Raw genomic sequence first — 24,278 nt, 5'->3', positions numbered from 1 at the left:
ATGACAAAAGTATTATTAAACAACCAATTTGTAGACGAACAAGATGCAACTGTTTCATATCAAGATCGTGGATATAACTTTGGGGATGGTATTTATGAATATGTAAGAATCTACAACGATAAACTGTTCACACCAAAAGAGCACTTTGAACGCTTGTTTCGAAGTGCTAAAGAAATTGGGTTAGATCTTGATTTTACAATGGAAGAAATCATCGAGCGCGTGAGACAACTAGCAAAAATAAATAATGTATCGACAGGTGGGGTGTACCTTCAAGTAACAAGAGGAGTCGCACCACGAGATCATGCCTTCCCTAATCCACCCGTAGCACCAGTATTAACTGGATTTGTTAAGGCATATGACAGACCGTATGAAGATTTAGAAAAAGGGGTGTCGGTTGTTACCACTGAAGACATTCGTTGGTTGAGATGTGACATTAAAAGTTTAAATCTACTTGGTAACGTACTTGCGCATGAATATGCAACTAAATATAATGCTTCAGAGGCAATTCAACATCGCGATGGCATTGTGACAGAAGGAACAGCCAGTAATGCATTTGCCGTGAAAGATGGCGTGGTCTATTCCCATCCTACGAATAACCTTATTTTAAATGGTATTACACGCCAAGTCATTACATGGATTTGTGAAGATGAGGGTATTGAATTTAAAAATGAAACATTTGATGTGAACTTTTTAAAAGAAGCAGATGAAGTATTTATATCAAGTACTTCCATTGAAGTGATGCCAGTTGTTAAAATCGACGGAGACACATTAAATGGTGGTAAAGTGGGTAATATTACTCGTAGATTGCAAAAAGGTTTTGAGAAATATATACAATCTCATTCGTATTAACGATTCTAAAATTTTTGTGACAAATACACCAATGATAAAGGTAAAAAGACACAATTTGTGTCCCATTATTGGTTGAAAAATTTACGCTTTAATTATAAAATCTTTAATAAGCGCTAAATTAAAACGAGATTAAAATAATGATGTAAATATGGCTCTTGAACTTTTTCATGAGCCTTTTCTATTTGAAAGTGAGGTGAACAGGTTGTGGAGCAATTTTACCAACTAGGATGGACACTAGATTCTGCTGGAGGCGCATCTGGTGAAGCGTATATGGCGGAACAAGATGGTCAAAAGTTATTTTTAAAACGCAATTCTAATCCTTTTATTGCAGCGTTATCCGCTGAAGGTATTGTACCTAAATTGGTATGGACGAAACGTATTGAAACTGGAGAAGTTGTCACAGCACAACATTGGAAAAATGGTAGAGAGCTTGATGCGCACGAAATGCAAGAAAATAGAGTTGCTTATTTACTTAAAAAGATACATTCTTCAGATCCTCTCCTAGTAATGTTAAAACGAATGGAAATGGAACCAATCACCCCAGAAATTATGTTATCTAAAATTAATGCTTCTTTATCTAGAGAAGTCATGTCTCATCATGTTGTTAGAAAGGCGCTTATTTATTTAGAAGAACATGTGCCAGAATTCGATCCGCGTTTTTATAGAGTGGTTCACGGTGATGTTAATCACAATAACTGGTTACTTTCTGACAAAGATGAATTATTTTTAGTGGATTGGGAAGGGGCTATGATTGCCGATCCAGCCATTGATATTGGTATGTTGCTTTACAACTATGTTCCCGAAAGTAAATGGGGAGCTTGGTTTGAGGTCTATGGTGTAAAAGATACCATCAATTTAAGACAACGCATGAAATGGTATGCTGTCATTCAATCAATTGGTATGGTTCAATGGAATGAAGAACATAAACGTTTTAAAGATATGAATACTTGGTTAGAGTTTTTAAGTGAACTCATTCAACGCAATGTATTCATTTAAGGAGCTAACACTATGAGAATGAGAAATAAACCGTGGGCTGAAACTTATTTAAGAGAGCATAAAGATATTGTAGATATTGACGGTAATCACGCTCAGCATTTAAGAGAGTGGTTTCAAAATGATCAACCCATCCACATTGAAGTAGGGTCTGGAATGGGCAAATTTATCACAACATTAGCTGCTCAGAACCCCGAAATTAATTTTATATCAATTGAACGAGATAAAAATGTTATGATTCGTGTGCTCGATAAAGTATTAGAGCAAAATTTAACAAACATTAAATTAATATGTAATGATGCTCAAACATTAACGGAATATTTTCAACCTCACGAAATTGATCGTTTATATTTAAATTTTTCTGATCCATGGCCGAAGAAGAGACATACTAAACGTCGATTAACTTATCATACATTTTTAAAGATTTATCAACATATTTTAAAAGAAAACGGTGAAATTCATTTCAAAACAGATAATCGAGGTTTATTTGCTTATAGTCTAGAGAGTATGTCTCAGTATGGTATGTATTTTACCAAGCTCAATTTAAATCTTCATGAGGAAGATGATGAAGATAATATTCCAACTGAGTATGAATATAAGTTCTCTGAAAAGGGTTCTAGAATTTACAAAATGATTGCTAAATTTCACCAACAAACTGAATGACATGAGATTGACGAGATGCTGTTTTAAATGACAGCTCTCGTTTTTTTATATTTGAAATATAGCAACTTTTAAAGATACACTGAACTTACATACAAGGAGTGATAAAAATGCAAATAGGGCAATTTAAAATTGATGCTTTAGATGGTGGTATCACACATATGGATGGCGGGGCGATTTTTGGTGTTGTTCCAAAACCTTTATGGGAAAAACGTTATCCAGTAAATGACCGCAACCAAGTGCCATTAGTGACCCATCCCATTTTAATACGTACCCCTGATAAAAATATTGTGATAGATGCGGGAATTGGTAATGGGAAACTAACAGAAAAACAAATTCGTAATTATGGAGCAGATCATGAGTCAAATATCGTGGATAGCTTAAAAACGTTTGATTTAACCGTTTCAGATATTGACCTTGTCTTAATGACCCATCTTCATTTTGACCATGCTACAGGTCTGACAAATGAACAGGGAGAAGCTATTTTTCCAAACGCTTATCATTATGTTCAACAAGATGAATACCATGAGTTTATCGCACCCAATATAAGAAGTCAGGCGACATATTGGAAAATCAATAGAGGGACTTTTGAAAATAAAATGATCTTATTTGAAAATAGTATTGAGCCTTATCCTGGTATTTTAATGAAACATACTGGGGGACATAGTTATGGACATGCTGTGATAGAGTTACAAAGCGACAATGAAAAAGCAGTGCATATGGCAGATATATTATCCACTACAGCGCATGCTAATCCGTTGTGGGTTACTGCTTATGATGATTATCCTATGCAATCGATTCGTGAAAAAGAACGACTTACCAATTACTATGTGGCAAATGATTTTTGGTTCTTGTTTTATCATGACAGTCGTTATTTAGCAGCCAAATTTGCCGCAGATTTGAAATCAACAACCTCTGTTGTGGAACGTCCTAACTTTTATAATGATGAAGAACTATAAAAAGGTGGCGTGGTTGGAAAAGTCATCCAACCCACACCACCTTATTGTTTAGATACGAGCCCGTTTTAATGATCGAACATATTATATTGATTGAGATACACTGAAAGCATTAAATCTCAAAAATATCGATGACCTGTCCATTATATGCATCAGCGATAAATTCATAATGATAAATTTGGCCGTTTCGTTCGGCGCTAATGCCACCTTTGTATATTTCATATTCAATACCAAACTTTTGATAAGTTGTGGGTTCGTAAACGATATAAGATCCTGTTACATTTTTAAAATAACTTTTAACAGACTCAATTAATTGTTCTGGAGAGTAATAATGGACTGTGCTTTTTTTTAAAATGTAAAAATAACTCAGTGTAAGTAATGAGCCAATGGTGATGGGTATCAACAGTGGCCAATTTTTCTTTACTAACATTTCGAACCTCCTACCTAAAACCTTATTTATAGTTTACCATAGACTAAATGATATACTAAATAAAAAAGATGATATAAAAGGAGCGATTGTATGCATCAAAATACGATACATCTTATTAAAGCATTAACAGAACTACATGGGGCACCGAATTTTGAACACCGTGTAAGAGCATTTATGAAGGAACAAATGAAAGATGTTGTAGATGACTTTGTCTATGATCGTATGGGTGGATTTTACGGTGTGAAAAAGAGCCAAAATCCTAATGCACGACGTGTTATGGTCTCTGCGCATATGGATGAAATTGGCTTTATGGTCACTGAAATCACGTCAAATGGATTTTTAAAATTTACAGCGTTGGGTGGCGTTGCTAATGATATTTGGCAAGGCCAACGTTTAAAGGTTTTAACTTCAAAAAATGAAGAAATTTATGGCGTGGTGGCGAATATTCCAAAACACTTTAGAACAGGGCAAGAAGGCGCACCAAAGATTGAAGATTTATTATTAGATATCGGAGCAGAAAACGATCAAGAGGTGATTGAACGTGGAATTGAAATAGGAGACGCCATCGTACCTCATACTGAATTACTCCAGTTATCTGAGAATAGATATGCGGCTAAAGCTTGGGATAATCGTTACGGTTGTGTGATTGCTTTAGAATTATTAGCAGCATTAAAAGATACGTCGCTAGATTTTGATTTATATGTAGGTGCGAATGTTCAAGAAGAAGTGGGTCTAAGAGGCGCTGAAGCCGCTTCACGATTAATTGATCCTGATGTTGCTTTTGTCGTTGATTGTTCGCCCGCAAATGATATGAAAGGCAAACAAGGATTGTCAGGTGAACTAGGTAAAGGTGCATTACTTAGAATTAAAGATGGCACAATGTTGCTTAAACCTAGCTTTAAATCCTTTTTACAAACGATTGCTAATGAACATAATGTGAAATATCAACATTACATTTCACCTGGAGGGACAGACGGTGGGGTGATTCATAAATCCAATATCGGAGTTCCTACTGCAGTAATAGGGGTTTGTGCACGATATATTCATAGTTCTGATGCAGTATTTGATATACGCGATTATGAACAAGCGAAAAAATGGTTAACGACATCAATTCAATCACTTGATGAACAAACAATTAGCCAGTTACAATATGAATGATTGGTAGGTGTATAATTTGAAACAACTAGAATCTGAAAAACAATATGAAACGTATAAACAAAAACAAACCATCTTTTTATTTTCTGCAGACTGGTGTCCAGATTGTAAAATAATTGAACCAGATTTACCTCAAGTTGAAGAAAAATATCCTCAATTTGAGTTTGTGATGGTGGATCGAGATCAATTTATTGATTTAGCTATAGAGGAAGGCATTATGGGTATCCCAAGTTTTCTTGTTTATCAAAACGGAGAACGTGTAGGAGACTACATTGGTAAAGAAAGAAAAACAATTGAACAAATCGAACAATTTATTGATCAATTTTCATAATTTTTTCGCCCTTGGGACCTTGTTTTTCCTAGTCCTAGGGGCATATTTATTGTAAACTAATAAAAGGCACGAAATTAGGAGTGAAAAGATGAACATCTTTAAAATGAGAGACGAATTAAAGTCACGTTTAGCACATTTAGATGTAGCCTTTCAATTTAATCGTGATGAAGAGTCTTTAAGAATTTACAGAGTTGATAATAATAAAGGTGTTACAGTTAAACTGTCACCAATTGTTGCTAAATATAATAAAGGTCAAACTAATATTATTGACGAGATTCTTTATTATGTTGAAGAAACCATTTATCAAATGAAAGATGAAGCGCATAAAAGCGTTGATCAAATAAATATTTTTCCAGTTATACGTGCAACAAGCTTTCCTACTAAAACGAATGAGGGCCATGAATTTATTACTGACACACATACGGCAGAAACAAGAATTTATTATGCCCTAGACTTAGAAAAATCGTATCGTTTAATAGATGAAAAGTTACTTGATGAACTAAAAATGACACAGCAACAAATACGTGAAATTGCGATGTTTAATTTAAGAAAACTTGATAATACGTATTCAGTTGATGACGTAAAAGGAAATTACTTTTATTTTATTAATACAAATGATGGTTATGATGCAAGTCGTATTCTTAACCGTGCATTAATGAGAGAGTTTGAAAAGCATTGTGAAGGTGAAATGTTAGTAGCAGTACCACATCAAGATGTTTTAATCATTGCTGATATTCGTAATAAAACAGGATATGATGTGATGGCTCACTTAACAATGGAATTTTTCACAAATGGCTTAGTACCTATAACGTCAATGTCATTTAGTTATGCCAATGATCATTTTGAACCAATATTTATATTGGGTCAAAACAATAAAAAGAAACAAGATAACGCACCGAATGTGGTACAACATTTACGTGCAACAAAAGATCAAAAAAATAAGGAGTAGAAGGAAATGAATTTATTTTATAATCCAAAAGGTGTTGGAGACGTTGCCTTTTTACAAATTGAGACGGTTGAGGGACCATTTACTTACGAAACATTAAATAATATTACAGTTATTAAGAAAGATGATAAGGTAGTTGGTTTTAATTTATTTAATGCCTCCCAACATTTATCTCTTAATGGGAATGGTTTAATTAAACTAACCGAATCATTAGCTGAAGAAATACAAACAATGATTGATCAAGAAAATGTCGATTATCAATTAGATATTGATTTTTCACCTAAATTTGTTGTAGGTTACGTCGAGAAAAAAGAAAAACATCCTAATGCTGATAAATTAAGTATTTGTCAAATCGATGTGAAAGATGACGTATTACAAATTGTTTGTGGTGCACCGAATATCGATGAAGGTCAAAAAGTCGTTGTAGCTAAAGTAGGTGCTGTTATGCCAAGTGGTATGATTATCAAAGATGCTGAATTAAGAGGTGTTGCATCAAGTGGTATGGTTTGTTCCATGAAAGAGTTAAATTTACCAAATGCACCACAAGAAAAAGGCATTATGGTGTTAGATGATGATTACCAAGTAGGGCAACCGTTTTTTAATGAATAAAGGAAGGTGGTGTTTAAATGAGCTGGTTTGATCATTTATTTGGTGAAGATAATCAAAAGCATCAACCTAAAAGAACATCAGAACGACATAATACACTTTCTAATAAAAACGAAAATGACCTCTTGCCCCAATCGAATGAAATATATAATCGTCCAAGAGGAAAATTTCGCTTTCCAATTGATATGCATGATACAGAACCAACATCGAATGATTTTCAACATTCTCATGCATCAGAGGAAAAAGAACCAGAACGCAAGGAACATTCTACTCAGCATGCTAAGCCTTCATTCACTTTTAATCGAAATGAAAGACGGCATCGTGGGGATAGAGTAACAGACCGAACTTCTAATAAAACAACGAACGCACAATCATCGCAGCGTTCTTCTAATGAAACGCATTATCATCATCAACCTAAAGAAAGAAACGAGTCACGTTCAACTACATATCGTAATCATGAACCAATCAAACCGACATATCATCAACGTGATTTTAAGGCTAGCCAAGTACCATCTGCAATTTTTGGTACAAAAGAGCCGAAAGCATTTGAAAACAGTGGTTTAAATCCTATTTCGCACTCAACTACAGAAGAACGTGATACGCAACAAGAAGCAGAAAAAGAAAGACATACCAATACGTCGCAACACCACGTAAAACCTCAAACACCAAATTATTCAAAAAAAGATAATACGATTAATATCGAAAATATCTATGCTTCTCAAATTGTTGAAGAAATTCGTCGCGAACGAGAGAAAAAAGTACTTCAAAGAAAACGTTTTAAAGAAGCTTTAGAACAAAAGAAATCGCGTAATTACAACAGTGACAATGCGGATATGGAAAAAGCTATTGATGAAATGTATGCATCACAAGCGAGACAATTACTAGGTAAAGATAAAGTGGATAATGAATTTGTTTCACAAGACAATACGGCTCAAATTGACCATCAAGAAAATGAAGAACCACAAGCACAAGCGAAGGAACAACCATCCACTGAAGACACGAATGAGTTTCAATATGAAGAAGTCGATTTAACTCAGTTTGATCAAGATGACGCTTACTCACAAGTAGAAAACAACCATCAAGATATGACTGATTCAACACAAGCAATTGAAGACACTGAAGCAGTTAATCCTAGTAATCAGGTAACGGAACAAATTGAAGAAGAGATGAATCAAAGTGATGATTCGGAAAAACCAAATGATGTGGTTAGTGATGAATCAGAAGAGGAAACTCATCCACACAACGAGGTTGAAGTTATTGAAACACCTGATCACTATGACACATTAGAAGCAACGGTTGATCCAGAAGAAGAAATACCCTCAGCATCGCAAGAGGAAACCATAGATGAACAAGAAGCGACTCGCAATACAGTGGAGCTTGATAATGATAGGGTAGAGGAACAAGAAGCGGAAGCACCTGTTTCAAGTCAAAATGAAACGATTCAATCAACTGAAGATGAGTCAGTCGACAATACTGAGACAGATCATGACAATGATCACTTACCAAGTCAATCGACTGTGAATGTACCTGAGTTAGAACCTGAAATGGGTCAATCCACACCGGTGGAAATTTCCGCGCAAAAGGATGAAGAAGATGAAGAGCGTCACGATGTTTCTGAGCAACAATCAACGTCTTCCTCAGCTGATGTAAAAGAGAAACCTAAAACACCTATACGTAAAGGAAGTAAGCCATTTAATGTCTTGATGACACCATCAGATAAAAAAAGATGGCAACAATCTCAAACTACAGCGTCAAAACAAAATATGAAATCGAATACTGCTAAACAAAAAGATCTTGTCGAGCAGACTGATAAAAATAAAGAAACAAACCATGACGACGCTAGTCAGGAGGTTCAGACCTCTAACACTGCCTCAGAAAACGTAACTGAATCTAAAACAGTGAGTGACACAAACACTAATCAAACAACAACACAACCCGCTTTACGTAGAGGGCCAAATATTAAATTGCCTAGCATCGACTTATTGGATGTACCTGAAACTCAAGAACGTGATGAAGAGTGGATTCAGTCCAAAAAAGATGAGTTGAATGAGTCCTTTTACTACTTTAATGTACCAGCTGAAGTTGTGAATGTTGTGGAAGGTCCAAGTGTGACTCGTTTTGAGTTATCTGTGGAAAAAGGCGTTAAGGTGTCAAGAATAACGGCACTTCAAGATGATATTAAAATGGCTTTAGCGGCCAAAGATATACGGATTGAAGCACCTATCCCTGGCACAAGTTTAGTAGGCATCGAAGTACCTAATCAAAAACCTACTAAAGTTAATTTAAGATCTCTTATTGAAACAGATACTTTTAAACAATCAGAATCCAAATTAACTGTGGCAATGGGAAGTCGTATTAATAATGATCCATTAATGATGGACATTGCGAAAACGCCGCACGCGCTTATTGCAGGGGCAACAGGTTCAGGTAAATCGGTATCGATCAATAGTATTTTAATCTCATTACTCTATCGGAACCATCCAGAGGAGCTTAAATTACTTCTGATTGATCCTAAAATGGTAGAATTAGCGCCATACAATGAATTGCCACATTTAGTAGCACCTGTTATTACTGATGTGAAAGCAGCTACACAAAGTTTAAAATGGGCAGTAGAGGAAATGGAAAAAAGATATAAATTGTTTGCCCAAAAACATGTCAGAAATATAACGGCTTACAATAAAAAAGTGAATTACGATGAACGTATGCCTAAAATTGTAATCGTAATCGATGAGCTTGCTGATTTAATGATGATGGCGCCACAAGACGTAGAACAGTCTATCTCAAGAATTGCGCAAAAAGCACGTGCATGTGGTATTCATATGTTAGTAGCGACACAACGCCCATCAGTGAATGTCATCACAGGATTAATAAAAGCTAACATCCCAACGCGTATTGCATTTATGGTATCATCAAGTGTGGATTCTCGTACGATTCTTGATAGTGGGGGTGCCGAACGCTTACTAGGATATGGTGATATGCTTTATCTTGGTGGTGGCATGAATAAACCAATTCGTGTTCAAGGTACCTTTGTATCAGACGAAGAAATTGATAGCGTTGTAGAGTATATAAAATCACAACGTGGTCCAGAATACCTATTCCAAGAAAAAGAGTTATTAAAGAAAACAGAAGAACCTGCCAAAGACGAGCTATTTGATGATGTATGTGAATTTATGGTACAAGAGCAAAGTATTTCAACTTCTCTCATACAAAGACATTTTCAAATTGGCTACAACCGTGCAGCGCGCATCATTGATCAACTTGAATCATTAGGTTACATTTCAGGTGCAAATGGCTCTAAGCCACGTGATGTTTATTTAACTGAAATGGAATTGGACGAAATATAAATTAAAGAAAGGAGCGATATGATCATGACTAAATATCATTTTGTCGGCATTAAAGGCTCTGGAATGAGTTCCTTAGCTCAAATTATTTACGATTTGGGTTATGACGTGCAAGGCTCTGATATTGATCAACATGTTTTTACAGAAATTGCACTGAAAAATAAAGGGGTTAAAATTTTACCTTTTAGTGCTGATAATATTGAAGAAGGATTAACAATCATTCAAGGTAATGCCTTTAAAGATACACATGAAGAAATCGCTCGAGCGCATGAACTTGGATTAAAAGTAATAAAATATCACGATTTTTTAAGTGAAGTTATTAATCAATATACTTCCGTTGCGGTGACAGGAGCTCATGGTAAAACCTCAACCACTGGCTTATTATCTCACGTGATGAATGGGGATAAAAAAACGTCATTCTTAATCGGGGATGGCACAGGTATGGGCTTACCGCAAAGTGATTATTTTGCCTTTGAAGCCTGTGAATATCGTCGTCATTTTTTAAGTTATTCACCGGATTATGCAATTATTACAAATATTGATTTCGATCATCCAGATTATTTTAAAGATATCGATGATGTCGTATCTGCATTTCAAAGCATGGCCAATAAAGTCAAAAAAGCAATTATTGCTTGGGGAGACGATCCGCATTTGCAAAAGTTAGATGTTGACGTTCCGATATATTATTATGGTTTTAATTCAGATATGGACGTTTATGCTGAAGATATTAAAACAACACCAAAAGGCACTTCTTTTAAAGTGTATGTTAAAGGAGGCTATTATGGTGAATTTTTATCACCACAATTTGGAGATCACAATATTTTAAATACATTAGCGGTATTAACCATTTGTTATCTAGAAGATATGAATATCGATAACATTAAAGAAGCTTTACTAACATTTGGTGGGGTCAAACGTCGATTTAATGAAACTGTCTCACAAGAGCATGATCAAATATTGGTCGATGACTACGCACACCATCCGAGAGAAATTAGTGCTACCATTGAAACAGCACGTAAAAAATATCCACATAAAGAAGTTGTGGCTATTTTTCAACCACATACATTCTCTCGTACTAAGGCTTTTTTACAAGAGTTTGCAGATGTTTTAAACCAAGCAGATCAAACATATCTATGTGATATTTTTGGTTCAATTCGTGAAAATCAAGGCGAATTGACAATTGATGATTTATTAAAACTCATTGATAATGCAAAATTAATCTCAGAAGATAATGTTAGTATACTTGAAAATCATGATAATGCTGTTTTATTATTTATGGGGGCAGGAGATATTCAAAAAGTGTTAAAAGCCTATATGGATAAAATTGGTCTAAATCATGACTTTTAATGTTTGAGATATCTTTTGATAGGTAATATAATAAACTAAATAGTATATTTTTATGTCAATTAGGAGGCGTTTACGAATGGAATGGATTTTACCCATCGCTGGTATTATTGCGGCAATTGCATTCTTAATTTTATGTATTGGAATCGTTGTTGTACTTGTGTCAGTTAAGAAAAATTTAGATCATGTTGCTAAAACACTTGACGGAGTTGAAGGACAAGTACAAGGGATCACACGTGAATCAACTGATTTACTTCATAAAGCTAACCGCTTAACTGAAGATATTCAAGATAAATCAGAACGTTTAAATTCAGTTGTTAATGCAGTAAAAGGTATTGGAGATTCAATCCAAACTTTAAATGGATCAGTTGACCGTGTAACTCACTCTATTACACACAACATTTCTCAAAATGAAGATAAGATTTCTCAAGTCGTGCAATGGTCAAATGTTGCTATGGAAATTGCTGATAAATGGCAAAACAGATCAGCACGTCGAGGAAGTGCGGCATACAAAACAACAAATGTTTCAGATGACGCTAAATCTCATACAAACAATGCACAATCACTATCTAACAAAGGTTTAGTGAACAATGAATATGAAAACAAAGACTTAAATGATTTCTCTACAAACCCAGAATCAGTTAATACAAAATATACAACATTAGACGATTCAAAAAAATAATATTACCTGATACGAAATCTTAGTCTTTAACCCGAAGCACTTAAATGAGTCCATAACCTTATTTAAGTGCTTTTGATTTAAGGAGGCCAAAAATATGGAAAAATATAACCGTGATTTATATTCAAAGGGATTAGAAAGTTATGAAGTGCCACAATATGAAAATCAAAAACGTTTAGATTTTGTATTCGGATTTGTGACTGGTGCCGTTTTAGGTAGTGCATTAGGTATTATATTAAATACTTCTTCAAAGTCATCTAAAGTAACGATTAATCCTAAAGAGAAAAAAATGCAATATAATACGACATCACCTCAAATTCGTGAAGAGGCTGAACGTAAAGCGAATGCAATTAAAGAACAAGCGCGCAATGTTGCTATCAACCATTCAGAAGACAATCAAACTCAAGAAGAACCTACAGCTTCTGAAATTTCCGCTCAAAAACGCGCAATTCAAAGTGAAGTCGATTCAGATCGTTTAGAAGGTCAAACAAAATATGAACAACCGGACAATACAGATGTATCTGCTTCACGTTTAGCAGAGGCTGCAAATGACAAAAATGAATCACTACAAAAAGAACAATCATCCTCAAAAGAAGAAGTATCAGAATCATCATTAGCAGCCCAACGCCGTGCGATCCAAAGCGAAGTTGATTCAGACCGTCTAGAAGGCCAAAAAGGTACAGAAAAATCAACAGATGACAAAGCATCCAAAGAAGAAGTGTCAGAATCATCATTAGCAGCTCAACGTCGTGCGATCCAAAGCGAAGTCGATTCAGACCGTCTAGAAGGTCAAAAAGGTTCAACAAAGAACGATAGTCGTCAAAATGAAGCGCAATTTGATAAAGGTGTTATCACTCACGATAAAAAAGATGAGAAAACATCTTCCAACAATACAAAAACAACTGCTAAAAAAACAACAAGTAAAGTTGAAAAGAAAAAATTTAATCAATAATTTTTAATATAAGCATGAGATAGGAAAATGGCTGAGCATTTGATTAGCGACATACTTTAACCAAAGTTATGCTTTAATAGTATGGTTAAACGTTGAGGCATGTGATGAACAAATTCCTTATCTCATGCTTTTTTTGAGTGCCATAAATAAAGTAGAGTATCTATTTGTCTAAATTTTCAAACAAAATAGACAATGACTATTGAATTTTGATACATTTATTGATATGATACTCAATATCTAATTAATGAATTTATTGCTTTAAAGTACATAAGATATTTATAGTTGAGGTGAGAGTATGACAAATAAGTTAGAAATATATCGAGAAGAAATTGAAGCACTAAACGATCAAATTTTAAAGTTACTTTCAAAAAGAGGAGAACTTGCTCAAAAGATTGGTGAAGAAAAAAGAAAACAAAGTACGGTAATATACGATCCTCAAAGAGAAAAAGAAATGTTGAATACATTAATTGATAAAAACGAAGGCCCATTTAATGATAATGTCATTAAACAATTATTTAAAGAAATTTTTAAAGCCTCAACTGATCTTCAAAAATCTGAAAATGAAAAGCATTTGTATGTCTCTCGTAAATTAAAACCTGAAGATACAATTGTACAATTTGATAATGGAGGTATTATAGGACAAGGACAAAAATCATTTGTGTTCGGTCCTTGTTCAGTAGAATCATATGATCAAGTTGAAGCAGTAGCTAAAAATTTAGCAGCCAAAGGTGAAAAGTTCATCCGAGGCGGTGCATTTAAGCCTCGTACTTCTCCGTATGATTTCCAAGGATTAGGTGAAGAGGGACTTCAAATTTTAGGTCAAATTAAACAAAAATATAATCTTAATACCGTGAGCGAAATTGTTCATCCGAATGATTTTGAAATCGCCGACCAATATTTAGATGTTTTCCAAATCGGTGCGCGAAATATGCATAACTTTGAATTGCTTAAAGAAGCAGGGCGCACAAACAAACCAATTTTACTTAAAAGAGGTCTATCCGCAACGATTGATGAATTTATCTATGCTGCTGAATATATTGCGTCTCAAGGTAATCAAAACATCATCTTATGTGAAAGAGGCATACGTACTTATGAAAAAGCGACACGCAATACATTAGATATATCAGCAGTACCTATTTTAAAACAAGGTACACATTTACCCGTGTTAGTTGATGTCACACATAGTACTGGTCGTAAAGATATTATGCTTCCAACTGCAAAAGCTGCATTAGCTGTAGGAGCGGATGGGGTAATGGCAGAAGTTCATCCAGAACCATCCGTTGCTTTAAGTGATAGTGGTCAACAAATGGATTTAAATGAATTTGACGAATTTTATGATGTATTAAAACCGTTATCAGAACTTTACAATCAAAACAAAATTCAATAATAGTAGTTTTAATTTAGTTAATCCAAGGTTAGATGAGGTTGGGACAAAAGCGTTCAGGATTTGAGCAGAAGCGAACGAAGCGCTAAAATTGTTTTTCAAATTTTGGCGAATCGTGAACTTTCTGCCGAAAATTCTGCTTTTGGGACACCGTTAATCGGTTTTCCAGAGCATTAGCGCTTTATGTCTCAGCCCCGTCTAGCCTTTTTGGGTTTTATGTGCTTTTCGATGGTTGGTTGTTATTAAAATAGACGGCGATAGGTAAGCTACAACACGTTTATCACGCCAGTTCATAAAAAATTGACAATCAGATGACAAGAAAGCGTTTTAGATGTTATAAATACACAACTTATGATAAACTATGAAAGCAAAATGAAAACGGAATCGATTAATAAAATATAGATTTAAGGAGGTTTATTGATGACAGTAACAATTTATGATGTTGCAAGAGAAGCGCGTGTATCAATGGCTACCGTCTCTCGTGTAGTAAATGGCAATCAGAATGTTAAACCGGAAACTAGAGAAAAAGTAAATGAAGTGATTCAACGCTTAAATTATAGACCCAATGCTGTTGCAAGAGGCTTAGCAAGTAAGCGTACGACAACAGTTGGGGTTATTATACCTGATATTTCAAATATATATTACTCTCAATTAGCGCGTGGCTTAGAAGATATTGCGACAATGTATAAATATCATACAATTATATCTAACTCTGATAATGATCCTGAAAAAGAACAAGAAATCTTTAATAATCTACTAAGTAAACAGGTAGATGGTATTATCTTTTTAGGAGGCTCTTTAACTGAAAATATTAAAGAGCAAATTCAACGTTCTTCTGTACCAGTTGTAGTATCAGGAACGAATGGAAAAGAAGATGGCATTGCCTCTGTTAATATTGACTTTATTAAAGCAAGCGAAGAGATTACACAACATTTATTAGAAACAGGCGCGCAAAAATTTGCATTTGTTGGCGGTGGCTATTCTCAAAAAGCACAACAAGATGTCTATACTGGTTTAAAAAATATTTTGAGTCAAAACAATATGAAGGTGGATGAACACCTTATGTATATTGGGAATGAAACATACAAAGATGGTCTACGAGTATTTGAAGAGATGCGTAGTTATAAACCAGATGCAGTATTATCAATCAGTGATGAACAAGCTTTAGGTATTGTTCATGGGGCAATTGATAGAGGATTAAAAGTCCCTGAAGATATTCAAATTGTAAGTTTCAATAATACAAGACTTGTAGAAATGGTACGTCCACAATTATCAAGTGTCATTCAACCCCTATATGATATCGGGGCAGTTGGAATGAGATTACTAACTAAATTTATGAACAACGAAGACATTGAAAATGAAAATGTGCTATTACCATATACAATTCGTTATCGTGGTACAACGAAATCATAATTATCATGGTACATTAATAAAATAATATGTGTTTTAAAGGTTGAGACATGGACATAAAGTATGAAGCTTTCGTAAACCGATTAACGAGGCTTCTAAATGCTTGTGCTCCAAACTCAACCTTTTTATTTATAGGATAAAATACGTATCAAAACCAACTTAATATATTTGATGAGATATTGGTATTTTGTTTAACTATGTCATCACGTCGTGGGATAGGGTAATAGTCTGGATAAGTTTCTTCCCATTCTGATGGAATAGGGACCGGACTATAGTGTTGCCATTTATCTAACCATGATTGAGGTAATTGACCTTTCATGGGTGGATGATGAATTAAACTTAAATAAACGTGACTCCAAGCTCTTGGAACGACTCTCCAAATGTTATAGCCTCCACCACCAAGCATTATTTGTTTGCCATCACAATATTTTTCGGCAAGGTCTGTAATGATATATGGAATAGTATAAAGTGTATTTAAATCACAGTGCATATGTGTCAAAGGATCTAAATAATGAATGTCTGAACCATTCACACTCACAATAAAGTCTGGTTTAAACTGTTCAGCTACTTTTTCAATCGTTTTTTTAAAATTATCTAAATAGGACTGGTGTTCGGTATAAGGTTCTAAAGGAATATTAACAGTGTACCCAAAACCCTCATCTGTACCTCTTTCTGTATAATGACCAGAACCAGGGAATAAAAACTTACCAGTTTCATGAATTGAATAATTTAAAACTTGATTAGAAGTATAAAAGCTCCATTGGACACCATCACCATGATGTGCATCAGTATCTATATACAATACACGTTGATGATAGTGATTAATGAGATATTGAATATAAATAGCGACATCATTATAAACACAAAAGCCATTTGCTCGTCCTTCTAACGCGTGATGAAGGCCACCACCTAAATGGCAACCATTACGAAATTGACCTGACATAATGTGATCGATTAGATTTAAGCCGCCGCCTACAATAGTAGCTGTACTCTTATGAATATTAGGGAAAACATGGGTGTCTTCATCGTTCAATCCGTATTTGTGTTTTTCTTCCTCATTTAACAGGTTTTGTTCACCACGTTGAATCGCTTGTATATAGTCATATTTATGGACCATTGCTATTTCTTCAACTGTCGCTTGACGTGGTTCGATAATTTGAGCAGGTTGAAGGACATTGGCTTCTTCGAGTAATTCTGTTGTTAACTTTAACCGCATTTGGTTAAAAGGGTGCTTATTATGGAAACGGTATTGCAGTAATTTATCCGAATAAACATACCCCGTTTGATGTGTAAATGTAGTAGTCATATTGCTCCCCCTTAAAAAAAGAAACGATTCATAAAGCGAATGTTATCGAATTCATGCATTTGATCGACTGTAATATTTTTACCAATTCGGGCCATTAAACTATTGGCAGGGTGACTTGTTATTTCGGGATCATCAGTGGCAAAGACTTCTAATCCACCGTGAGACATCATTTTCTGCATAAGGCCTTTATATTCAAACACATCCAAGCCTGAGTTTTTTAAGTCCCAATGCCAATAATATTCTGTGGTGATAATGATATAATCTTCGTATTCTGGGCTTCGTGTACTTACTTTTAAAAGTTCGGCACCTAAACCATAACCTCTATGTTTAAGGCTGATTTCAATCGCACCTAATTCCAATAAATAAGGTAATTTACCTGTTGACCACCTTTCAAGCGGATCTGGATATAAATAAGTTACATAACCAATAATATGTTGAGATTGGCGAATGATATAAATACGACCTTCTTCTAAGAGACTAATGTCTTGTATGGCTTCAAATTGTTCATGGGGAGGACGAAAAGCATGGAGCCCTTGATCAAATGTCATTTGCTTTAAATACGATTTTGAGACAGGTCCTTCAATAATATATGACTGATGATTAATCATGTATGATTCTTTTTCATATGTTTTAACGTGGTTCATACGCGTTAACTCCTTCAAATAGATATACTAAATACTATTATAATGTAAAGATACCTTTAATGCATTACATTTCAGAAAAAGATGAATTTTTTGAAAATTAATATTCGTTAAGTTATAATAGGTTCGACTTATGAATTTAAACAAGGGGGTATATGACTATGAAAGTTGAAGTATACAAAGGGGAAACAGGGGACTTTAATCTTTCTAGCTATCAATCAGTTTATGACCAATTTGATTGGAAAGAGGTCGAAAGACACTTTACTTGGTCATCAACGGGGGAGGTCAATATGGCATATGAATGTATTGATCGCCATGTAGATGAAGGTAAAGGAGAGAAAGTCGCATTATACTACAAAGACGCTAAACGAAAAGAAAGCTATACATTTAAAGATCTAAAAGCACAATCCAATAAAGCAGCGAATGTATTAAAAGATAAAGCACACGTTAAAAAGGGGGATCGTGTCTTTATTTTCATGTCAAGAACACCAGAACTTTATTTTGCCTTATTAGGGGCATTAAAGCTAGGTGCTATTGTAGGACCGTTATTTGAAGCTTTTATGGAAAAAGCGGTTAAGGATCGTTTAGATAATAGTGATGCTAAAGTAATTATTACAACGAATGCGCTTTTACCGCGTATTCCTGTTGATGAATTACCACATCTTGAATCTATTATCGTCGTGGATGATGAGGTAGAAGAGGACTATATAGATTTTAATCAAGAAATGACTAAAGCGAGTCAAGATTTTGAAGTTGAATGGCTAGATAGAGAAGATGGTTTAATTTTACATTATACATCAGGTTCAACAGGACAGCCAAAAGGGGTACTCCATGTTCAAAATGCAATGCTTGTTCATTATATATCTGGACGATATGTGTTGGATTTACAAGAAGATGATGTATATTGGTGTACTGCAGATCCTGGATGGGTAACAGGGACATCATATGGTATCTTTGCACCATGGCTCAATGGGGCTACCAATTGTATTGTAGGGGGGCGTTTTTCTCCTGAATCTTGGTACAGTATGATAGAAGAGTACGGTGTTACAGTATGGTATACAGCACCTACTGCATTGCGTATGTTAATGAGTGCAGGTGATGACATTGTGACACGATATGATTTATCATCTCTAAGAAACATTTTATCTGTAGGAGAACCATTAAATCCAGAAGTGATTAAATGGGCAAAACATGTATTTGGTAAACGTGTGCTAGATACTTGGTGGATGACTGAGACAGGAGGCCACATGATTGTGAATTATCCTTCAATGGATATCAAGCTCGGTTCAATGGGGAAACCGCTACCTGGTATTGAAGCAGCTATTGTTGATAATAATGGTGAAGAACTACCACCAAATCGCATGGGTAACTTGGCGATTAAAAAGGGTTGGCCATCAATGATGTATAAAATTTGGAAAAATCCAAGTAAATACGAATCTTATTTTATTAACGATTGGTATGTATCGGGAGATTCAGCTTATCAAGATGAAGATGGCTATTTTTGGTTCCAAGGGCGTGTGGATGATGTCATTATGACAGCAGGAGAGCGCGTAGGTCCATTTGAAGTTGAATCGAAACTTGTTGAACATGAAGCAGTAGCTGAAGCAGGTGTTATTGGTAAACCTGACCCTGTACGTGGTGAAATCATTAAAGCATTTATTGCGTTACGCGATGGCTATGAAGCGTCGGACGCATTGAAGGAAGAAATCAGAGACTTTGTTAAAAAAGGATTAGCAGCTCATGCAGCTCCAAGAGAAATTGAATTTAAAGATAAATTACCGAAAACAAGATCTGGTAAAATCATGCGTCGTGTGCTTAAAGCATGGGAATTAGATTTACCTACTGGAGACTTAAGTACAATGGAAGATTAATAAAAAATTCGATGACTTAAAATCATGTAACCGGTTTTATTCGACATTTAAAATCAATTTCGTTATTATAATTGATGTGGAAATATTTTTTTAACACATATTGTATGCGTTTACAATGTATTTTCAAAAATGAATTTCAATTAAGGGGCTGAAGATTTTGAGTCATTTATCAGATTTAGAAATTGCAAATCAATCTACATTAAAACCAATTAAAGAAATTGCCGAAACTGCAGGCATTTCTGAAGATGCTTTAGAGCAATATGGGCACTATAAAGCAAAAATTGATATTTCTAAAATCAAAACTAAAGGTGAAAAAGGGAAAGTCGTTTTAGTTACTGCGATGAGTCCTACACCAGCAGGGGAAGGTAAATCGACTGTAACAGTTGGTTTATCAGATGCCTTTAAAAAGATAAACCAAAATGTAATGGTTGCCTTAAGAGAACCAGCTTTAGGACCAATTTTTGGTATTAAAGGTGGCGCAACAGGTGGCGGTTATGCCCAAGTATTACCAATGGAAGATATCAACTTACACTTTAACGGGGACTTCCATGCGATTACTACAGCAAATAATGCTTTATCAGCATTTATTGATAACCACATTCATCAAGGTAATGAGCTAGGCATTGATCAACGTCGTGTTGAATGGAAACGTGTATTAGATATGAACGATCGTGCTTTACGTGAAGTTGTCGTTGGATTGGGTGGACCAACAAAAGGTGTCCCACGTGAAGATGGATTCAATATCACTGTTGCTTCTGAAATTATGGCCATTTTATGTTTAAGTACTGGTCTTTTAGATCTTAAAGAAAGCATCGGTAATATCACAATCGGTTATACACGTGATCGTAAACCAGTTACAGTACGTGATTTAAAAGTTGAAGGTGCTTTAGCAATGATCTTAAAAGATGCTATTAAACCTAACTTAGTTCAAACAATTGAAGGTACTCCAGCATTAATTCATGGTGGACCATTCGCAAATATTGCACACGGTTGTAACTCTATCATTGCGACTGAAACTGCACGTGACTTAGCTGATGTTGTAGTTACTGAAGCAGGATTCGGTTCAGACTTAGGTGCTGAAAAATTCATGGATATTAAATCACGTAAAGCTGATTTCGAACCAGATGCTGTAGTACTTGTAGCAACAATTCGTGCGTTGAAAATGCATGGTGGCGTACCTAAAGACAACTTAAAAGAAGAAAATGTAGAAGCACTTAAAATTGGTATTGCTAACTTAGAACGTCATGTAAATAATATCCGTAAGTTCGGTGTTGAACCAGTTATTGCATTAAATGCATTTATTCATGACACTGACGCTGAATTCAACTTTGTAAAAGAATGGGCAGCTGAAAATAATGTTCGCTTATCTCTTACAGAAGTTTGGGAAAAAGGCGGCGAAGGTGGTGTTGACCTAGCTGAAAAAGTACTAGATGTCATCAACCAACCTAAAGAATTCAAACGTTTATACGATTTAGAATTACCATTAGAAGAAAAAATCGAAAAAATTGTTACTGAAATTTATGGTGGTTCTAAAGTAACGTTTACTTCAAAAGCACAAAAACAATTAAAACAATTTAAAGAAAACGGATGGGATCAATATCCAGTATGTATGGCTAAGACACAATATTCATTCTCAGATGATCAAACACAATTAGGTGCACCATCTGATTTTGAAATTACAATCCGTGAACTTGAAGCTAAAACAGGTGCTGGTTTCGTTGTCGCATTAACAGGTGCAATTATGACTATGCCAGGTTTACCTAAAAAACCAGCAGCCTTAAACATGGATGTTACTGAAGATGGTCACGCATTAGGTTTATTCTAATGACCGTTATGTATTAATACTCATAAAAAAGCACGAGATCGCATAGTATGCTATGCATCTCGTGCTTTATTTCATTATATAAGATATTTAGAAATATCGATTTTTAATGCATTTTGATATTGCTTTTTTGTAATTTGATTTTCAATCAGCATACGTTTTAACACGTACTGTTGTTTTTGAATAGAAGGTTGTAGTGCCTCAGCATCTTTTTTCTGACCATCTTTTTCGTACGGTGTGAAATAATAAGGACTTTGAATCAGGCCAGCGAGATAAGCAGATTCAGCTAAATTTAATGATTTTGGAGATTTTCCGAAAATATTATAAGACGCCGAGGTGATGCCTGTCACATGTTCACCGTAATGATTATATCCAAAGGGTACGATGTTGAGGTAGGTATACATAATTTCTTCTTTAGAAAGTAACTTTTCCACCCGTAACGCATACATAATTTCTTTTGCTTTTCTATCATAAGTTTTATCGCTCGTTAAAAGTTGATTTTTGACAAGTTGTTGGGTAATCGTACTTCCACCTGTAGCACCTGTATGATTAAAAATATCTTGATACATAGCACGTAAAATCGCTTTCGGTAAAATACCCGCATGAGATTCAAATTGCGCGTCTTCAGAAGCGATAATGGCTTTAGAGACAAACGGAGAAACTTCTGCCGGTCCTGCTATTAATAAAGGATAAGGTTGATTGTAAGCATCTATAATGTGATGTTGTTGAATATCTAAAGATTCTGAGCCAGGAAAGGTGGTCATTTCTATTAATAAAGACGTATCATCGATTGACCGTTCTTTAGAGATAATACTTCCAAAATAACCTAGGCAGACCCCAATACCAAGCATTACAACAATGACACATATAGTGACGATCACTTTAATAATGTTTTTAATACGAATAACATAATCATCAAATTGTTTTATAGACGAACGCTGGGTTAAATCTTGCAATCCTTTCACACGCATGACCTCCATAATTGATTATATTATAGCATGATATTGCGAGTCGTATACAACTCATTGACAATAAGAATAAAACACCGTATAATACAACTAATTCAATATGAAGTTGAAATTGAAGACAAGTAGTTCTATTGGTGTTATTTTCAGAGAGCTAGTGGTAGGTGAGAACTAGTAAACATAATAGTACGAATACACTTCAGTTAATGTATTTCAACGTTTGACAATGAACGTATCATTGTAAAAGTATCAAGTATGGTGGTAACGTGCACAAGCGCCCTTACATTTAATCAATGTGAGTGGTGCTTTTTTAATTTTAAGGAGGGTTTTTAATATGTCTAATGCATTAATAGATGATTTAAAGTGGAGAGGGCTTATCTATCAACAAACGGATGAAGCTGCAATTGAGGAATTATTAAATAAAGAGCAAGTAAAACTATATTGTGGTGCAGACCCTACAGCGGATAGTTTACACATTGGTCATTTATTGCCATATCTTACTTTAAGACGATTTCAAGAAGCGGGTCATCGTCCAGTTGTTCTTATCGGTGGAGGAACAGGCATGATTGGTGATCCATCTGGTAAAACAGAAGAACGTGTATTACAAACTGAAGATCAAGTAGAAAAGAATGTGAAAGGCATTCAACAACAAATGGAACGTTTATTTGATTTTAATCAAGATAATGGTGCCATTTTAGTTAATAACAAAGACTGGTTAGGCCAAATTTCATTAATTGAGTTTTTAAGAGATTTCGGTAAACATGTTGGCGTCAACTATATGCTTGGGAAAGATTCAATCCAGACACGTTTAGAACATGGTATTTCTTATACAGAATTTACGTATACTATTCTTCAAGCAATTGATTTTGGACATCTTAATCGAGAAATGGGTGTGAAACTTCAAATTGGTGGTTCTGACCAATGGGGCAACATCACAAGTGGGATTGAATTAATGCGCCGTATGTACGGCACAACAGATGCATATGGTTTAACAATTCCATTAGTCACTAAAGCTGATGGTAAAAAATTCGGTAAATCTGAATCTGGTACGGTTTGGTTAGACCCTGAAAAGACAAGCCCATATGAATTATATCAATTTTGGATTAATACGAGTGATGAAGATGTCGTTAAGTTCTTAAAATACTTCACTTTCTTATCAAAAGAGGAAATTGAAGCGTTAGCGGAATCTGTTAAAGAAGCACCGCATTTACGTAAAGCACAAAAAGCATTAGCTGAAAATGTTACACAATTTATTCACGGCGAAGAAGCATTAAAAGAAGCACAACGTATCAGTGAAGCGTTATTTAGCGGGGACTTAAAATCATTATCAGCAGAAGAAATTAAAACAGGATTTAAAGATGTGCCTCAAGTGACATTATCACGCGATACTAAAAATTTAGTAGAAGCATTGGTTGAAACGAAAATTTCATCATCAAAACGTCAAGCACGTGAAGTTATTACTAATGGTGCGATTTATATCAATGGTGAAAGAGAACAAGATTTACAATATGAATTAAGTGAAAAAGATCAGTACGAAGGTGCTTTTACAATTATTAGACGCGGTAAGAAAAAATATTTCATGGTAAATTATCAATAAGAAGAAAAAAGGTTGGAAATAGTTTATTTCCAACCTTTTT

General features: G+C 34.9%; 21 protein-coding genes. 17 read left to right on the top strand and 4 right to left on the bottom strand.

Going from position 1 to position 24,278, the window contains the following annotated elements; translation table 11 throughout:
• From dat to ACEE93_RS05665, 4 genes are all read left to right on the top strand, one after another.
• Positions 1-849: a D-amino-acid transaminase gene (dat, locus tag ACEE93_RS05680; RefSeq protein WP_449155752.1), complete on the top strand. Its 849-nt coding sequence runs from the start codon at positions 1-3 to the stop codon at positions 847-849.
• Positions 850-1,053: 204 nt separating this feature from the next.
• Positions 1,054-1,845 (top strand): phosphotransferase, encoded by a 792-nt coding sequence (locus ACEE93_RS05675; protein WP_449155751.1) that lies wholly within the window; start codon positions 1,054-1,056, stop codon positions 1,843-1,845.
• A 12-nt stretch (positions 1,846-1,857) separates the two neighbouring features.
• A complete protein-coding gene (gene trmB, locus ACEE93_RS05670; RefSeq protein WP_449155750.1) occupies positions 1,858-2,505 on the top strand; it encodes a tRNA (guanosine(46)-N7)-methyltransferase TrmB in 648 nt (215 codons plus the stop codon).
• A gap of 107 nt (positions 2,506-2,612) precedes the next feature.
• On the top strand, positions 2,613-3,461 hold the full coding sequence (locus ACEE93_RS05665) for a YtnP family quorum-quenching lactonase (protein ID WP_449155749.1): 849 nt from the start codon (positions 2,613-2,615) through the stop codon (positions 3,459-3,461).
• Positions 3,462-3,570: 109 nt separating this feature from the next.
• Here ACEE93_RS05665 and ACEE93_RS05660 read toward each other — a convergent pair whose 3' ends face one another.
• Positions 3,571-3,888, bottom strand: a complete 318-nt coding sequence (locus tag ACEE93_RS05660; RefSeq protein ID WP_449155748.1) for a hypothetical protein — start codon at positions 3,886-3,888, stop codon at positions 3,571-3,573.
• Between the two features lie 90 nt (positions 3,889-3,978).
• Between ACEE93_RS05660 and ACEE93_RS05655 the strand changes: the two genes are divergently transcribed.
• From ACEE93_RS05655 to ccpA, 10 genes are all read left to right on the top strand, one after another.
• Positions 3,979-5,046: a M42 family metallopeptidase gene (locus ACEE93_RS05655; protein ID WP_449155747.1), complete on the top strand. Its 1,068-nt coding sequence runs from the start codon at positions 3,979-3,981 to the stop codon at positions 5,044-5,046.
• A gap of 16 nt (positions 5,047-5,062) precedes the next feature.
• Positions 5,063-5,374, top strand: coding sequence for a thioredoxin family protein (locus ACEE93_RS05650; RefSeq protein ID WP_449155746.1), 312 nt, complete (start codon positions 5,063-5,065; stop codon positions 5,372-5,374).
• 88 nt (positions 5,375-5,462) lie between these two features.
• The gene (locus ACEE93_RS05645; protein WP_449155745.1) at positions 5,463-6,323 is read left to right on the top strand and encodes a DUF1444 domain-containing protein; all 861 of its coding nucleotides are present in this window, start codon (positions 5,463-5,465) and stop codon (positions 6,321-6,323) included.
• A gap of 6 nt (positions 6,324-6,329) precedes the next feature.
• Positions 6,330-6,929 carry a YtpR family tRNA-binding protein gene (ytpR, locus tag ACEE93_RS05640; RefSeq protein ID WP_449155744.1) on the top strand — a complete coding sequence of 200 codons (600 nt, stop codon included), beginning with the start codon at positions 6,330-6,332 and terminating at the stop codon, positions 6,927-6,929.
• Between the two features lie 17 nt (positions 6,930-6,946).
• Positions 6,947-10,270 (top strand): DNA translocase FtsK, encoded by a 3,324-nt coding sequence (locus ACEE93_RS05635; RefSeq protein WP_449155743.1) that lies wholly within the window; start codon positions 6,947-6,949, stop codon positions 10,268-10,270.
• A gap of 24 nt (positions 10,271-10,294) precedes the next feature.
• On the top strand, positions 10,295-11,614 hold the full coding sequence (murC, locus tag ACEE93_RS05630; RefSeq protein ID WP_449155742.1) for a UDP-N-acetylmuramate--L-alanine ligase: 1,320 nt from the start codon (positions 10,295-10,297) through the stop codon (positions 11,612-11,614).
• A 76-nt stretch (positions 11,615-11,690) separates the two neighbouring features.
• On the top strand, positions 11,691-12,293 hold the full coding sequence (locus ACEE93_RS05625) for a DUF948 domain-containing protein (protein ID WP_449155741.1): 603 nt from the start codon (positions 11,691-11,693) through the stop codon (positions 12,291-12,293).
• 94 nt (positions 12,294-12,387) lie between these two features.
• A complete protein-coding gene (locus tag ACEE93_RS05620; RefSeq protein WP_449155740.1) occupies positions 12,388-13,242 on the top strand; it encodes a hypothetical protein in 855 nt (284 codons plus the stop codon).
• Positions 13,243-13,537: 295 nt separating this feature from the next.
• The gene (locus ACEE93_RS05615; RefSeq protein ID WP_449155739.1) at positions 13,538-14,629 is read left to right on the top strand and encodes a bifunctional 3-deoxy-7-phosphoheptulonate synthase/chorismate mutase; all 1,092 of its coding nucleotides are present in this window, start codon (positions 13,538-13,540) and stop codon (positions 14,627-14,629) included.
• Between the two features lie 417 nt (positions 14,630-15,046).
• The gene (ccpA, locus tag ACEE93_RS05610; protein ID WP_449155738.1) at positions 15,047-16,039 is read left to right on the top strand and encodes a catabolite control protein A; all 993 of its coding nucleotides are present in this window, start codon (positions 15,047-15,049) and stop codon (positions 16,037-16,039) included.
• A gap of 145 nt (positions 16,040-16,184) precedes the next feature.
• Here the strand turns inward: ccpA and ACEE93_RS05605 are convergent, their stop codons facing one another.
• Complete coding sequence (locus tag ACEE93_RS05605) at positions 16,185-17,342, bottom strand: acetoin utilization protein AcuC (protein ID WP_449155737.1); 1,158 nt, start codon at positions 17,340-17,342, stop codon at positions 16,185-16,187.
• Positions 17,343-17,353: 11 nt separating this feature from the next.
• Positions 17,354-17,986, bottom strand: coding sequence for an N-acetyltransferase (locus tag ACEE93_RS05600; RefSeq protein WP_449155736.1), 633 nt, complete (start codon positions 17,984-17,986; stop codon positions 17,354-17,356).
• A 158-nt stretch (positions 17,987-18,144) separates the two neighbouring features.
• Between ACEE93_RS05600 and acsA the strand changes: the two genes are divergently transcribed.
• Positions 18,145-19,854: an acetate--CoA ligase gene (acsA, locus tag ACEE93_RS05595; protein WP_449155735.1), complete on the top strand. Its 1,710-nt coding sequence runs from the start codon at positions 18,145-18,147 to the stop codon at positions 19,852-19,854.
• A gap of 157 nt (positions 19,855-20,011) precedes the next feature.
• Positions 20,012-21,679 (top strand): formate--tetrahydrofolate ligase, encoded by a 1,668-nt coding sequence (locus ACEE93_RS05590; RefSeq protein ID WP_449155734.1) that lies wholly within the window; start codon positions 20,012-20,014, stop codon positions 21,677-21,679.
• Positions 21,680-21,753: 74 nt separating this feature from the next.
• On the opposite strand, the gene ACEE93_RS05585 is transcribed toward ACEE93_RS05590, so the two are convergent.
• On the bottom strand, positions 21,754-22,647 hold the full coding sequence (locus ACEE93_RS05585; protein ID WP_449155733.1) for a transglycosylase domain-containing protein: 894 nt from the start codon (positions 22,645-22,647) through the stop codon (positions 21,754-21,756).
• Positions 22,648-22,975: 328 nt separating this feature from the next.
• Here ACEE93_RS05585 and tyrS point away from each other — a divergent pair, with 328 nt between their 5' ends.
• Positions 22,976-24,238, top strand: coding sequence for a tyrosine--tRNA ligase (gene tyrS, locus ACEE93_RS05580; protein WP_449155732.1), 1,263 nt, complete (start codon positions 22,976-22,978; stop codon positions 24,236-24,238).
• Positions 24,239-24,278 lie beyond the last annotated feature (40 nt).

It is taken from the genome of Staphylococcus sp. 11262D007BW, from assembly GCF_053547815.1.
The sequence above is the reverse complement of the archived record's forward strand: the minus strand, read 5'-3'. Positions and strand labels throughout refer to the sequence as shown.